Source organism: Bradyrhizobium sp. PMVTL-01 (genome assembly GCF_051861855.1).
Classification (GTDB): Bacteria; Pseudomonadota; Alphaproteobacteria; order Rhizobiales; family Xanthobacteraceae; genus Bradyrhizobium.
Genome location: NZ_CP193982.1, coordinates 1492459 through 1505274, shown reverse-complemented (window position 1 = coordinate 1505274; position 12816 = coordinate 1492459). Strand labels below are relative to the sequence as shown.

Genomic DNA, 12816 nt, shown 5'->3' with positions numbered 1-12816 from the left:
AGACGTCAAATGAAATGGGATACCCTCGAGGAGGAGCCATGCTCCCTCGCCCGCACCGTGGCGGTGATCGGTGACCGCTGGAGTCTCCTCATCCTGCGCGAATGTTTCTTGCGCGTCCGCAGATTTGATGACTTCCAGACCTCGCTCGGAATCACCCGACATCTGCTCGCCGATCGGCTGAAGAAATTTGTCCGCTTTGGCGTACTTCGCAAGATTCCGTACCAAGAGGCGCCGAAGCGCTACGAGTATATCCTGACGCAAAAGGGTCTCGATCTCTATCCGATCATCATGTCGATTGTGCACTGGGGCAACGTCCACATGGTCGATTCGCGCGGACGACCGCTGCTGCATGAACACAAGAACTGCCACAAGATGTTTGATCCTGTCATGGTCTGCTCCGAATGCGGCGAGCCGCTGACGGCGAAGGCAGTTCATGTTCATCCGGGCCCCGGCGCGAGACGGCCTTCGCCGACGAGCATCGGCGTTTCGGCGAAGAACGCGGGTTGACGTCCAACGTCTCAACAGCTGCAGGAAGGCAGGTCCGCTGGAGCGCCGTGCACCCACACGGCATTCAGTTTTTCCTGAATGTTCGATCCCGGGTCGCCTCGATCATGCTCACATCCGAGGTGAGTATGATCGTGCGCCTCACGAAACTGACCTCTTCAATCCAGACCTTCGCAGTTCAGTTCGCGCAGCGTCCTGTCCACCCACGAAGCATCGTGCGTACCCGCCATGATGTTCGCGATCTGCTTCTGCTCAGCCTCGTACTTTGCTGTGGCAGCTTTCAGCACCTCACCCACGTCGTCAAACGGTACGCAGAGCATCCCGTCATCGTCTCCGATGATGAGGTCGCCGGACTCGATCACCATGCCATCGATCGCGATCGGAACGTTAATCTCGCCGGGTCCGTTCTTGTAAGGTCCGCGATGGGTGACGCCTGCTGCGAACACGGGAAAGTCCTGGCCCCGAATGAAGCCGGCGTCCCGAACCGCACCATCGATAACGATGCCCGCAAGCCCGCTCTTGATGATCCTCGTGAGCATCATTTCGCCGATCAGCGCATTGGTGAGATCGCCCCCAGCATCGACCACGATGACATCGCCGGGTTCGGCGAGTGCCATCGCCTTGTGGATCATCAGATTGTCGCCTGGCCGCGTCTTGACGGTGAGCGCCACGCCCGCCATTCCCCCGGTCCGATGCATCGGCCGAACCCGCGCTCCTGCGGCCGTCATCCGGGACATGCCGTCGCTGACGTTTGCAACCGGCAAGCGAGCATAGCGTTCGACGATCTCGGTAGCCACTTTTCTTTGCCGCTTCAGAATTCTGAACCCTACGGACATGCGTTACCTTTCTCTGTTTCCCTGAGCATCGAAGCCCTAGAAGCCGAACAGTTCGGTGGGATTGTCGACCAGGATGCGCTGGCGCGTTTTTTCGTCCGGTGCCCAGTCTGCAAGGAGATCGAGCAACAGGGCATCGTCGGGCTTGGCGCCGCGTTGCGTCGGATGCGGCCAGTCGGTGCCCCACAAGGCGCGCTCCGGCACAGCCTTGACATAGGCGCGGGCGACTTCGCTGGAGTCGGCATAGGGCGGACCGAGCTTGGAGTCCTCATAAGGTTCGGTCACCTTCACCCAGGTACGGCCCTCATCCAGCATACGGCGAACCGCTGAGAACGCCGGATGCTTGAGGCCGTCCGGCTGCGGGATCCGCCCGAGATGGTCGATCACCACCCTGGTGGGAAGCGAGCGGATGACGCTCTCATGGGTGACGATCTGATCGCCCGTCATCAGGATCTGCACGTGCCAGCCGAGCGGGCTCACGCGTTTTGCCAGCGTGGTCAGCATTTCCGGTGTAGTCGTTCCCCAAGTCTGGGGAGAAACGAAATTGACGCGGATGGCGCGAACGCCGGCCTCGGCGAGCGTCCGCAATTCCGCATCCTTGACCTCGGTATCGACGACGGCAACGCCGCGCGACGCGGCGCCCAGTTGTCCAAGCGCATCCACGAGACACCGGTTGTCGATACCATAGGTCGATGGCTGCACCACCACACTCCTGCTGGTACCGAGCCGGCGCTGCAGCGATCGATAATCCGCGACGGTCGCACTGGGCGGAAAGCCCTGGCGCCAGTGCGACGAGACGGGAAACCGCTCATCATAGATGTGGTGGTGGCAGTCGCACGCGCCCGCGGGCGCATCCAGGCGCGGCGGCGCGGATCCGGTGCTGTTGGGGACCGCCTGCTCAACTCCGGCGGCCCACGCGCCCGTGCTGGCCGCCAGCATGCCGGCGAGAACCCCGCGTCGCGTGATGCCGTGCTTTTGTCGCTTGCTGCGCGGGCTCATGATTTCACCGCCACCATGTCTGCTGCACGCGCGGCGCTACGTCCAAGTACAAGAACGCAAACTGCAGCGACGCCGCAGAGCAGCGCCAGAGGCAACATCCCCAGCACGAAGCTACCCGACCATTCCTTGACCACGCCGACCACGTTCACCATCAGCCCGCCACCGATCAGATTGGCAATCGCGTTGATCCCGGCGAGGCCCGCTGCAAGCGTACTCGCCGATAGCCAGCTTGCCGAAAGCGCCCAGAACGGACCCTTGAAGGCGTACGCACCCACCAGACAGCACGTGACCATGATGATCGTCGGCACGACCGCGGTTCCTGTCATACCCAACGCCGTGAAGCCGCCGGCGGCGAGCAGGAGCGGGATAGCCGTGTGCCAACGGCGCTCCCCCGACCTGTCAGAATGACGTCCCCACAGCACCATGAGCACGGTCGCGATGCCGTAGGGAATGGCATTGACAAAGCCGGTCTGCAGGTTCGTGAGGCCGAACGACTTGAGCAGTTGCGGTTGCCAGACCGACAACACGCTGCCGGTAGCCGAGGCGCCGGAACAGACCAGGGCCATGACCAGGAAATACTTGTTGGTGGCGAGTTGCCAGAGCGAGAGATGTCCGACCGGCTTGCGCGCGGCAGCCTCCGCCTCCATGCGGCCCGTCAGCCATTCCCGCTGCGCGACGGTGAGCCAGGACGCCTCCGCCGGCCTGTCGGTCAGGACGAACAGGCACGCAAAGCCCAGCAGAACGGTCGGCAGACCTTCCAGGATGAACAGCCACTGCCAGCCGCGCATGCCGAGCATACCGTCCAGCTCGAGTAGGCCGACCGAAAGCGGAGACCCCAGGAAAGTGGCGAGCGGTATCGACACGGTGAACGTCGCCAGGATGCGCGCCCGATATTGCGACGGCAGCCAATAGGTCAAATAGAGGATGGCGCCGGGAAAAAAGCCGGCCTCCGCCGCACCGAGGAGGAAGCGCATGGCGTAGAGCGAGTACGGACCGACCACGAAGGCCATGCACGCGGTGATCAGTCCCCAGGTGATCATGATACGTGCGATCCAGCGCCGCGCGCCGACCTTTTGCAGCGCCAGATTGCTCGGCACTTCCACGAGGAAGTAGGAGACGAAGAACAGGCTGGCGGCAAAACCGAACATCGCTGGCGTGAGCCCGAGATCCTTGTTCATCTGCAGTGCCGCGAAGCCGACATTGACGCGATCGAGCAGCGCAAAGAAGTAGCAGATCATCAGGAACGGCACGAGGCGCAGGATCACCCTGCGCATCGTCACCTTCTCGATGTCTTCGGCATCAGTTCGAGCGGCCGTCACGTTTCTCTCCCTGTTCTGTTACTTGGTTGCCGTTTCTGTTGTCTTGGCTCTATTCCGCCGCCTTGGCTCCGGCCTGCGTCTTGGCCACGATCGCATCGATGGCGATCTTGTAGTTTTCGGGCACGACGCCCTTGAAGTGGTCCTTCAGGCCGAGGCTGTCCTTCCAGCGCAGCCGCGCCGCCGTCGCGCGCGCCATCAACGGCTCGATTCCCGCATCCGCGACCGCCTCGGCAGCCATCTCGACCTCTTCGGTCCGCCGCTTGGCATGGATCACGCCGGAGGGCGTCAGGCTCTCGACGGTATCCATGAAGGGACGGGTCAGCGTCTTCGAGGCCGAAGCCAGCACCGTCTCATCCAGACCATAGGATCGGGCGGCTAGCAGCGTCTCGTCGATCAGGGCCTCGATGCCCTTGATCAGGACGGAGCGAAGGATCTTGATTCCCGACGCCGTGCCGAGCTTCTCGCCGGCGAATTCGATGCTCATGCCCCAGGGCACGAGCAGATCGACGACACGCTGTCCCGCGGGACCGCTCGACATCATGTGCATTGAATAGCCGTTCTTCGGCGTCCCCATGATGGAGCCGTCCCCGAGTGTGGCGCCCGTCTTGGCGAGCCGCTCGGCCACGCCGTATTTCACCTTCGGCGTGGCGGAGGCGAAGTCGAGGAAGGTGTGGCGGCCATCGAGCACAGGTGCGAACGCCTCTGCGCTTTCGAGCGACGAAGAGCCAGGCGTCACGCTGAAGATCAGCTCGGCCGCGTCAGCTAGTTCCTGGTTGGACTTGACGAGGGTGACGCCTGCCGCCTTGGCGCGGCTCTGGATCAGATCGGCATAGGGGCCGTCGAAAGCGTACTTGTCGTAGCAGAAGATCTGCTGCAGGCCGGCTCCACGGAGCCCCTTGCCCAACGTGCTGCCGATCTCGCCATAGCCGACCAGACCGAGACGAAACTGCTGCTTGTCGCTCATTTTTCAAATTCCTTTCGATAGAGGTGTGATCGAGCTGGTGCGACCGTCGGCCGTCCCCGCCTGTCGCGGCAAGCTGATGCCGACCACCCGGATCAGGATGGCGGCGAGAGTGAGAAAGGCGGCCACCGAGATCAGGGCCCAAGAGAAACTGTCGGTCGATTGCCGGATCACGCCGATGAGATAGGGACCGACGAAGCCGCCGAGATTGCCGATCGAGACGATCATCGCGAGGCCGCCAGCTGCGGCGCTGCCGGTCAGGAAGCTCGACGGGATCGGCCAGAAGGTCGACTGGTAACACATGATCCCGATCACGCCGCCGCAGAGCGCGAGGATCGAGATCAGCGCGGACGATGTCGCGTAACCGCAGAGAAGCAACGAGGCTGCGCCGACGAGCAGCGCGGATGCCACGAACCAGCTCCTTTCACCTCCCTTGTCCGACAGGCGGGCCCACAACATCATGGCGATGGCGCCGCAAATATAGGGAACGGCCGCGATGAAGCCGACGGCGACAACGCCAAAGCCGAGGCCCTTGATGATCTGCGGCATCCATAGACCGAGGCCGACAGAGCCTATGATGGCGCAGAAGTTGACGACAGCGCAGACAAGAACCCGCCAATTGACGAAGGCATCCCTGAGCCGGGACGAGTGCTTGGCGGCAATTGCCGCCCGCTCGGCCGCGAGCACCTCGACCAGCCAGCGCCGCTCCTCCTCGCTCAACCACTTGGCCTGCTCTGGCTTGTCGGTGAGCGTGAAGAAGCACACGAAGCCAAGTAGCGTCGCCGGCAGTCCCTCGAGGATCAGCAGCCACTGCCAGCCATGCAGGCCGGCAAGACCGTCGAGGGTGAGCAGCGAACTCGAGATCGGCGCGCCCACGATGTTGGCAATCGGGATACCGAGCAGAAATGCTGCAGTCGCCCTGCCCCGAATGCGCGCCGGAAACCAGTAGGTGAAGTAGAGGAACACGCCGGGCGTGAAGCCGGCCTCGCCGAGCCCGAGCAGGAAGCGCATCACGCCAAAACTCACGGGACCGGCCACGAACGCGGTGGCGGCCGAGATCAAGCCCCAGGTGATCAGGATACGGGCAATCCATTTGCGGGCGCCGATCGCCTGCAAGGCCAAGTTGCTCGGTACCTCTGCCAGGAAATAGCCGAAAAAGAACAGCCCCGCGCTCCAACCGAATTGGTAGGGCGAGATGCCGATGTCCTGGTTCATCGTGAGGCTGGCGATACCGACGTTGACCCGGTCGAGATAGGCGATGATGTAACAGAGCAGCAGGAACGGCACGATCCGCCACATGACCTTCGAGAGGATCTTCTCCTGCTCGGGCGTGAAGCTCGCGACAGCTGACGCGGCAGTGACACTGGCCATTGGTTTCCTCCAGAGCCGGTGTTTCCCCGGCCATGACGCCCCTTAACAAAAATAGAACGCCGTTGCAATTTTTTTTGAAACGGTATTTCATTTTGTAGAGACCGACGGCGGGCGCTTGCATCATCCGAACAGAGGCGCTCCCATGGAAAAATAGAGCGCCGGCCGTGAGTTACGGCGTCCGCCAGCCGGGAGGAACTGGATGCCGCCACGCGTATCCGATATGCGGGCCCCTGCTCCGCTGCATGGCGAGCCGGCCGCGGAGCGTCGGCTGCGGGGGGGGGCCGAAGGCGATTTGGCGCTGGCCCACGCGGATCGCGTCGTCTCGGCGACCGGCAATTCGATCTATCAGCTGCTTCCCCAAGGCGTTTCCGCGCGGCGTCGACGACCTCGTTCGCATCGTGCGCGTCGTGGCCGCCCCGCTCGACGCTGAACTACCGCTCGGAATGGCATGTTGGCGGAGGCGTTGCTGGCTTGTCTGCGCCGCGCCTGACTTAGTCCGCGTGCGAGAACATCGGCAGGCCAGGCGTTTCGAGCTCGGCGCGCAGCAGCGTTCCGGTACGGCTTTCGGTGATGAAGAGGCTCTTTCGCTCCGGTCCGCCGAAGGCAAGGTTGGTGGTGCCGACGCCGGCGCATGAGACGATGCGGTCGAGCGGCTCGGCGAGTGGCGACAGCCGCCATATCGAGCCGAAGCCGGTGTGACAGACCAGGAGGTTACCGCCGTCGTCCAGTGCCAGCCCGTCAGGTCCGCCCGGACCGCCATGCAGATGCGAGAAGATGCCGACCTTGGTGGTGAGTCCACTCGCCGGCAGCGGCACGCGCCAGATCTGGTTGGCCCGCGTCACCGCAACCAGCAGAAAACTCTCCTCGGCGTCGACCACGATGCCGTTCGGGCTCGGGATGGTGTCGATCAGGCAGGTGAGACGGCCGTCGGGCGTCAGCTTCCAGACCCGGCCCGTGGGATCGTGCATCCCCGTCTGCCCCTGGTCGGTGAAATAAAGATTGCCTGACGGTGCGAAGACGAGATCGTTCACGCCCTTGAAGCTCTCGCTCGCGGCCGTTTCCAGGAACGGCGTCACGGTGCCGCTGGCCGGATCAAGCAGCATGATGCCGCGCTTATAGTCCGTGATGAAGACGCGGCCATCGCGATGAATCTTCAGTCCGTTCGGCCATCCTTCATACTCCGACACGAGCTCCCACTTTCCCTCTGGGGTGACCCGGAAGATGCGCCCGTAGGGAATGTCAGCGATGTAGAGCCGGCCCTGCCGATCGAATGAAGGTCCCTCGAGGAACGAATCGATCTCACGTCCACCCTGGTTGGCATCCGCCCAGGTCGTGCGGCGTGGTTTGCGAAACTGATCCGGAAGCCGCGTGAAGATGCTGGTTTCGATCCGGCGCGGCGGGTTGAAAAACGTCATGGGGCGACTTTCGGAAAGCCGTAGAGCTCGGCTGGGTTGTCGACGAGGATGCGCTTGAACGCGAGGTCGCTTCCTGCACATTGGGCAAAGAGATCGAACAGGCGCGCATCATCCGGCTTGCTGTCGCGCTCCGAGGGATGCGGCCAGTCACTGCCCCAGACCATCCGCTCCGGTGCAGCCCTCACGTAAGCTGCGGCAACGGCACCTGCGTCGGCGTAGTCCGGCGCGCCGTGCTTGCTGGACACGTAGGGACCCGACAGTTTGACCCAGGTCTTGCCGCGGTCGAGCAAGCCACGAACGATCTTGTAGGGAGCGCTCTCGACGCCACCCGGTTGCGGCACCTGCGCGAGATGATCAAACACGAGACGCCCGGGCAGAGAAGCCAGCAGGTCCGCATGGTCCTCGATCTGCTGGGGGCGCATGTTGATCTGGCAATGCCAGCCGAGATCGGCCAGCCGCGGCGCGAGTGGCTTGAGCGACTCCACCGTCAACACGCCGGGAAATCCGAGGTTGAAGCGAACGCCCCGAACACCTTGCTCGTCGAGCCGTCGCAGGTCGGCATCCGATACGTCCTCCGGCACGACCGCGACAACACGAAAGTTCTCCGCGCCCAGCGCCTGGCGTGAGGCGATTTGCAGCCGGTTGTCGGTACCATAGGTGGAGGGCTGGATGATGACGCCCCGCGTCGTGCCGATCCGGCGCTGGAGGGCGCGATAATCGTCGGGCAAGGCGTCCTCCGGCAGCAGGGTTGCACCCTTCATGACGGGGTAGGTCTTGTCATAGGTGTGGAAATGGCAGTCGGTGGAGCCTGCCGGCGCAAAGAAGCGCGGCTTCTCGGAACCGCTCGACCAGCGCACTCCCTCTGCCTGCGCCGCCGCGAGGTGCGGAACGAGTGATGCGCCTAGTCCAGCAAGGACAGTCCTGCGCGTGAGCGTTGCTGCCACGACGTTCGTCCTCCCATCGTCTGTTATGAAGGCTTATAGGCCGATGGCGGCGGACGCGGCAAGCAAAAATAGAACGACGTTTCGTTTCATGCGGTCAAACTGGACCGCTTTCGGGAGGCCTTTCCGGTGCCGGAGAGGGGGGGCCCGCCACACGCCAGGGTGAGCTTGGTGGCGGCCTCGACCAGCGCACCTTTCATCTGCTCCGCCCGCGCAGCCGTAAGGCGGCTGACCGGCCCTGAAATCGCCAGCGCCCCGACCAGGGAATCGCCGATGCCGAACACAGGCATGGCGAGCGCGGCGGCATGAGGATCGGTGACGCCGGAGCTGAAGAGCGGCAGTTCGTCGTCCGGACCGGGGACTCCGGACTCGTACCGACGAAGGGTCTGGGCGATGGCCGATTTATCCATCGGACGGGTGTCGCCCGGCTGCACGGTCATCCGAATGCGACTGGTGCTCTCCACCCGGAAAAGACACAGCCTCTCTTCGCCATTGCGAACGTAGAAGGACGTCGTCTCGCCGGTTCTCGCTGCGAGTTGCTCGAGCACGGGCATGACGTGATCGGAAAGACGAAACGCCTGTTGATAGGCCGTGCCGAGGCGCAACGTCTCTGCATCGAGCCGGTAAGAACCATCCGGCAAACGCGCGAGCAGCCGGTATTGTTGCAGCGACAAAGCAAGCCGCAGAATGGTGCTTTTGACAAGTCCGGTGCGCTCGGCCAACTCCGCCAAGCTCAAGGCACTGTCGCCTCGACGGAAGGCCGTTAACACCGCCAAAGCCCGTTCGGCTGCCGACACGCCCTTGAGTGCAGGCGGCTTTTTCTCGGTGTTCTTGGCCATCTCAAATCCTCTTCCTTGCAATCCTTACGTCATTCTTCTTGCAGGTAGAAGGGGTAGGCAAGTCAGCACCACATATGCAAAGCGAAGCGAGCGAAGGCTGCCACGCCGAAGGGCGAAGGCTGGTGACCGCCGCCGCGACCGGATTCCCAAGGAGCGATCTCGCAGACGGCTCTCGCGTCAGTTCGCGTTCGCGATGCTGCTCGGATCCTGGGCTTGCTGGACAAGCGCATGCAACGCTTTGACCGCGACCTCCCGGTCCTCCACGGGCAGAAACAGGCTGACCGAATGCGGTGACAACACGTACCTGTCGGGGACAATCCCGTGAGCCCCAAGGACCTGCAATGCCCTGAACGGCAGTTCCGATGAGACGCCACCGAAGCAGGTGAGACTCACCGCACTCGAAGCTTCGCGCTGCTTGCGCAGATCGCCAGCGTGCTCCAGCGTGCGCAGCAAGGCATCCAGCCACTCAGTATCGCATGCCACCGTCATGCTGGTTTTTCCTGCGGCGAAGTGTGATGCAAGGAGCTGCGGCCACGACAGGCTGTTTTGCTTGAGATGCTGCGCGAGCTTCTCGAAACCGTGATTGAGATCCCTGGAATCGATTTCCACATGCTCAATGCGGGCTATCGAGTTGACGGCGAGAACCTTCCCGTTTTCCATGCCTGAAACCTCTTTCATCACTTGGGTACTGTGCTCGACGCCGCCCCATTGCTTGAGGACCAGAGGCACATCCTGACTGTGCGCCAGCTCTACGCTGCGAAAATGCAGGATCTTCGCACCCCAGAAGCACATCTCCGACAGGGATGCGAAGTCCACCTGCCGCAGGGGTCTTGCATCCGGCACAATGCGCGGATCGGCCGAACAAATTCCGTCGACCTCCTTGATGATTTCACAGCGTTCGGCTTTCAGCGCGGCGGCCATCGCGACGGCCGTGGTGTCGCTGCCGCCCCGGCCGAGCGTGGTGATTTCCCTGGTCGCCGGGTTCACGCCCTGGAATCCCGCCAGCACCACGACGCGTCCGCGATCGAGCTCCTCGAGCACGCGAATGGGCCGCACGTCCAGAATGCGTGCGGAGGAGTGGGAGTCGTCGGTCATCACGCCGGCTTGGCTGCCGGTGAAGCTGATCGCAGGCACGCCGAGATCGGAAAGCGCCATGCTCATCAGGGACATGCTGATGCGCTCACCCGTCGTCAGCAGCATGTCGAGCTCACGGCGGTTGGGAGCTGGGCTGACCTGATGAGCCATCTGAATCAACTGGTCGGTGGTCGTGCCCATGGCGGAGACGATCGCCACGACGCGGTGACCGCGGCCGTGCAGGTCGGCGAGACTGCGCGCAACCGCGCGAATCTTCGCCGGTGTCTCGAGGCAGACACCGCCATATTTCTGCACGATGATGGGATGATTGCGCATCTAACCTCGCTCGAAAGCCTTGCTGGCCTCCCCCATCGCACCCCTACCGCCGATCCATGTGCCGACGACCTCAAAATTCGGATTGAAAGCGACAAGATCCGCGCGGTATCCCGGCGCGACGCGTCCAAGCTCGGCGTCAAGGCCCAGAAACGAAGCGGGTGTCCGGGACGCCATGATGAGGGCATCGACGAGAGAGATTCCGATGAGGGCAACAGCGTTGCGTACCGCCTCGATCATGGTGAGGTGAGCGCCTGCGAGTGTGCCGTCCGGGCCCGTCAGGCGCCCCTCGTGCAACGTGATCTCCCTGCCCTGGAGCATGAATTGCCGGCCGCTCGTTCCCGCCAATGGCATGGCATCGGTGACCAGCATCAATCGATCGCGCCCCTTGCAGCGGAAGGCAACACGCAAACCGACCCGGTCGACGTGGATGCCGTCGCAGATGATCCCTGCAAACAGCCGGTCATCCCCGAGCGCGGCGCCCACCAGGCCCGGCTCTCGGGCGTTCAACTGCGACATGGCATTGAACAGATGGGTCACCCCCGAGACACCGCGATCGACCGCCTCCCCAGTTTCGGCTGCGCTGGCGTCGCTGTGGCCCGCCGCGACACGCAATCCGGCGTCGATCAATTCATCGATCATGGACGCGGGCACGCATTCCGGGGCCAGGGTCACAATGGAGCGACCGCGGTGCCCGAAACTCTTGATGGCGGCGAGGTCGCGCCGATCGGGAACGCGTATCTCGGCGTCCGGGTGAATGCCCTTGCGGGACCTGTTGAGGGCCGGACCTTCCAGGTGAAAGCCGAGCACGCCGGGAATTTCGAGGCACGCCTCGGCTGTTGCAGCCAATCGTTCGATGACCTCGGTTCGATCGGAGATGAGGGTCGGCAAGCAGCCAGTAGTGCCAGCCGTGCGGTGCGCCTCGACGATACGGCGAACGCCGGCCTCGGTCGGCTGGTCGTTGAGAAGCACGCCCCCGCCTCCGTTCACCTGGATGTCGATGAATCCGGGTGCAAGGATCGCATCTCGGGGAAGGCGGATTGACGCCCCGGCGGCCTCGTCGAAGCTGATGCTTTCAATCCGTCCCTGCGCGATCCTGACCGACCCCGGCCCGCGCATGTCGATGCCATCAAAGATGTGCTGGGCAGCAATCGTGAGAGCGGCAGAACCAGCGTGGTCCATCTGTATCGATCCGGGAATGGCCGTCACGGACTCGTGAGGCGAGTCTCGCACAGGAGTTCATATGTACGCCAGAGGGAGCTTGTGCGGACCCCAAGCGAAACCTTCGCGTTAACTTTCCATGGGAACAAAAGGTACCACGTATCTCGGCATTGATGGCGGCGGAACCCGCTGCCGCGCCCGGATCGAGGACGAAAACGGCAAGGCGCTCGGACAAGCGAGCTCGGGGCCGGCCACGACGCGGATCGGCGTGGACAAGGCCTGGCGGTCCATCATGGAGGCGACCGAAGCGGCGGCCGCACGGGCCGGACTGAGCCGCGAGGATTTCGCCCAAATGCACGCCGGAATCGGCCTTGCCGGCATCGGCCGCCGGGGCGCGAAAGCGGCGCTCAGCGAGATCGCGCATCCCTTTGCGTCCGTTAGCTTGATCAGCGACGGCCTCGCGGCCTGTCTTGGCGCCCATAGCGGGGCGGACGGAGCCATCGTCGTGGCCGGCACAGGCTCGGTCGGTGTCGGCCTGGTCGACGGCCGCGAGGTCCGTCTCGCCGGTTACGGTTTTCCCGTGTCGGACGAAGGCAGCGGCGCCGACATCGGCCTGCAGGTTGTCCGATTGGCGCTGCGGGCCGCCGATCGTCGCGGCGAGTTGACGCCATTGCTTTCAGAGGTGCTCGGCGCCTTCGATGATGATCCCTATCAGGCGGTGGCCTGGTCCGAACAAGCCAGAGCCGCAGACTACGCCGCATTCGCACCGATCGTGATGCGGCACGCAAATCGAGGCGATCCGGTCGGCCGCCGCATTGTCGAACGCGCGGCAGATGCCATTGGCGATCTGCTCGATCTATTCCTGGCGAGAGGAATCGACCGGCTCTCGCTGGTGGGCGGGCTCGCGGATGCCATCACGCCCTGGCTGACGCCCGACCTGCGCGCCCGCCTGAAGCGTCCTGACGGCGATGCGGCGGCCGGCGCGTTACTGGTGGCGCGAGGACGGCTCAAGCTACCCAGAATGGAAACCGAGCATGAGCCGGCTGCAAAGTTCCGCGTTTGATGG

Annotated in this window: 12 protein-coding genes; 2 read left to right on the top strand and 10 right to left on the bottom strand. The window is 63.5% G+C overall.

Features of this window, described 5'->3' with window-relative positions:
• Window positions 1–9: 9 nt before the first annotated feature.
• A complete protein-coding gene (locus tag ACRQ5Q_RS07065; RefSeq protein ID WP_439373564.1) occupies window positions 10–507 on the top strand; it encodes a winged helix-turn-helix transcriptional regulator in 498 nt (165 codons plus the stop codon).
• A 155-nt stretch (window positions 508–662) separates the two neighbouring features.
• Here the strand turns inward: ACRQ5Q_RS07065 and ACRQ5Q_RS07060 are convergent, their stop codons facing one another.
• From ACRQ5Q_RS07060 to nagA, 10 genes are all read right to left on the bottom strand, one after another.
• The gene (locus ACRQ5Q_RS07060; RefSeq protein WP_439373563.1) at window positions 663–1340 is read right to left on the bottom strand and encodes an RraA family protein; all 678 of its coding nucleotides are present in this window, start codon (window positions 1338–1340) and stop codon (window positions 663–665) included.
• Window positions 1341–1376: 36 nt separating this feature from the next.
• Window positions 1377–2336: an amidohydrolase family protein gene (locus ACRQ5Q_RS07055; RefSeq protein ID WP_439396652.1), complete on the bottom strand. Its 960-nt coding sequence runs from the start codon at window positions 2334–2336 to the stop codon at window positions 1377–1379.
• On the bottom strand, window positions 2333–3610 hold the full coding sequence (locus ACRQ5Q_RS07050; RefSeq protein ID WP_439399704.1) for an MFS transporter: 1278 nt from the start codon (window positions 3608–3610) through the stop codon (window positions 2333–2335). Before ACRQ5Q_RS07050 ends, ACRQ5Q_RS07055 begins: the two co-directional genes overlap by 4 nt.
• A gap of 94 nt (window positions 3611–3704) precedes the next feature.
• A complete protein-coding gene (locus ACRQ5Q_RS07045) occupies window positions 3705–4619 on the bottom strand; it encodes a DUF1932 domain-containing protein (protein ID WP_439373561.1) in 915 nt (304 codons plus the stop codon).
• 3 nt (window positions 4620–4622) lie between these two features.
• Window positions 4623–5987: an MFS transporter gene (locus ACRQ5Q_RS07040; RefSeq protein ID WP_439396650.1), complete on the bottom strand. Its 1365-nt coding sequence runs from the start codon at window positions 5985–5987 to the stop codon at window positions 4623–4625.
• A gap of 491 nt (window positions 5988–6478) precedes the next feature.
• Window positions 6479–7402: an SMP-30/gluconolactonase/LRE family protein gene (locus ACRQ5Q_RS07035; protein WP_439373559.1), complete on the bottom strand. Its 924-nt coding sequence runs from the start codon at window positions 7400–7402 to the stop codon at window positions 6479–6481.
• Entirely contained in the window at window positions 7399–8346 is a 948-nt protein-coding gene (locus tag ACRQ5Q_RS07030; RefSeq protein ID WP_439373558.1) for an amidohydrolase family protein, read from the bottom strand. The genes ACRQ5Q_RS07035 and ACRQ5Q_RS07030 overlap by 4 nt, the downstream gene beginning before the upstream one ends.
• 86 nt (window positions 8347–8432) lie before the next feature.
• On the bottom strand, window positions 8433–9182 hold the full coding sequence (locus ACRQ5Q_RS07025) for an IclR family transcriptional regulator (protein ID WP_439373557.1): 750 nt from the start codon (window positions 9180–9182) through the stop codon (window positions 8433–8435).
• Window positions 9183–9359: 177 nt separating this feature from the next.
• Complete coding sequence (locus ACRQ5Q_RS07020) at window positions 9360–10592, bottom strand: aspartate kinase (RefSeq protein WP_439396648.1); 1233 nt, start codon at window positions 10590–10592, stop codon at window positions 9360–9362.
• Window positions 10593–11771, bottom strand: coding sequence for an N-acetylglucosamine-6-phosphate deacetylase (gene nagA / locus ACRQ5Q_RS07015; protein ID WP_439396646.1), 1179 nt, complete (start codon window positions 11769–11771; stop codon window positions 10593–10595). It lies immediately after the preceding gene.
• A gap of 118 nt (window positions 11772–11889) precedes the next feature.
• On the opposite strand from nagA, the gene ACRQ5Q_RS07010 reads away from it, so the two are divergent.
• Entirely contained in the window at window positions 11890–12813 is a 924-nt protein-coding gene (locus tag ACRQ5Q_RS07010) for a BadF/BadG/BcrA/BcrD ATPase family protein (RefSeq protein ID WP_439396645.1), read from the top strand.
• Window positions 12814–12816 lie beyond the last annotated feature (3 nt).

Coding starts and splice junctions, on each gene's coding strand:
- ACRQ5Q_RS07065 (WP_439373564.1), top strand. CDS start 10: ATGAAATGGGATACCCTCGAGGAGGAGCCATGCTCCCTCGCCCGCACC.
- ACRQ5Q_RS07060 (WP_439373563.1), bottom strand. CDS start 1,340: ATGTCCGTAGGGTTCAGAATTCTGAAGCGGCAAAGAAAAGTGGCTACC.
- ACRQ5Q_RS07055 (WP_439396652.1), bottom strand. CDS start 2,336: ATGAGCCCGCGCAGCAAGCGACAAAAGCACGGCATCACGCGACGCGGG.
- ACRQ5Q_RS07050 (WP_439399704.1), bottom strand. CDS start 3,610: ATGCGCAGGGTGATCCTGCGCCTCGTGCCGTTCCTGATGATCTGCTAC.
- ACRQ5Q_RS07045 (WP_439373561.1), bottom strand. CDS start 4,619: ATGAGCGACAAGCAGCAGTTTCGTCTCGGTCTGGTCGGCTATGGCGAG.
- ACRQ5Q_RS07040 (WP_439396650.1), bottom strand. CDS start 5,987: ATGGCCAGTGTCACTGCCGCGTCAGCTGTCGCGAGCTTCACGCCCGAG.
- ACRQ5Q_RS07035 (WP_439373559.1), bottom strand. CDS start 7,402: ATGACGTTTTTCAACCCGCCGCGCCGGATCGAAACCAGCATCTTCACG.
- ACRQ5Q_RS07025 (WP_439373557.1), bottom strand. CDS start 9,182: ATGGCCAAGAACACCGAGAAAAAGCCGCCTGCACTCAAGGGCGTGTCG.
- ACRQ5Q_RS07020 (WP_439396648.1), bottom strand. CDS start 10,592: ATGCGCAATCATCCCATCATCGTGCAGAAATATGGCGGTGTCTGCCTC.
- nagA (WP_439396646.1), bottom strand. CDS start 11,771: ATGGACCACGCTGGTTCTGCCGCTCTCACGATTGCTGCCCAGCACATC.
- ACRQ5Q_RS07010 (WP_439396645.1), top strand. CDS start 11,890: ATGGGAACAAAAGGTACCACGTATCTCGGCATTGATGGCGGCGGAACC.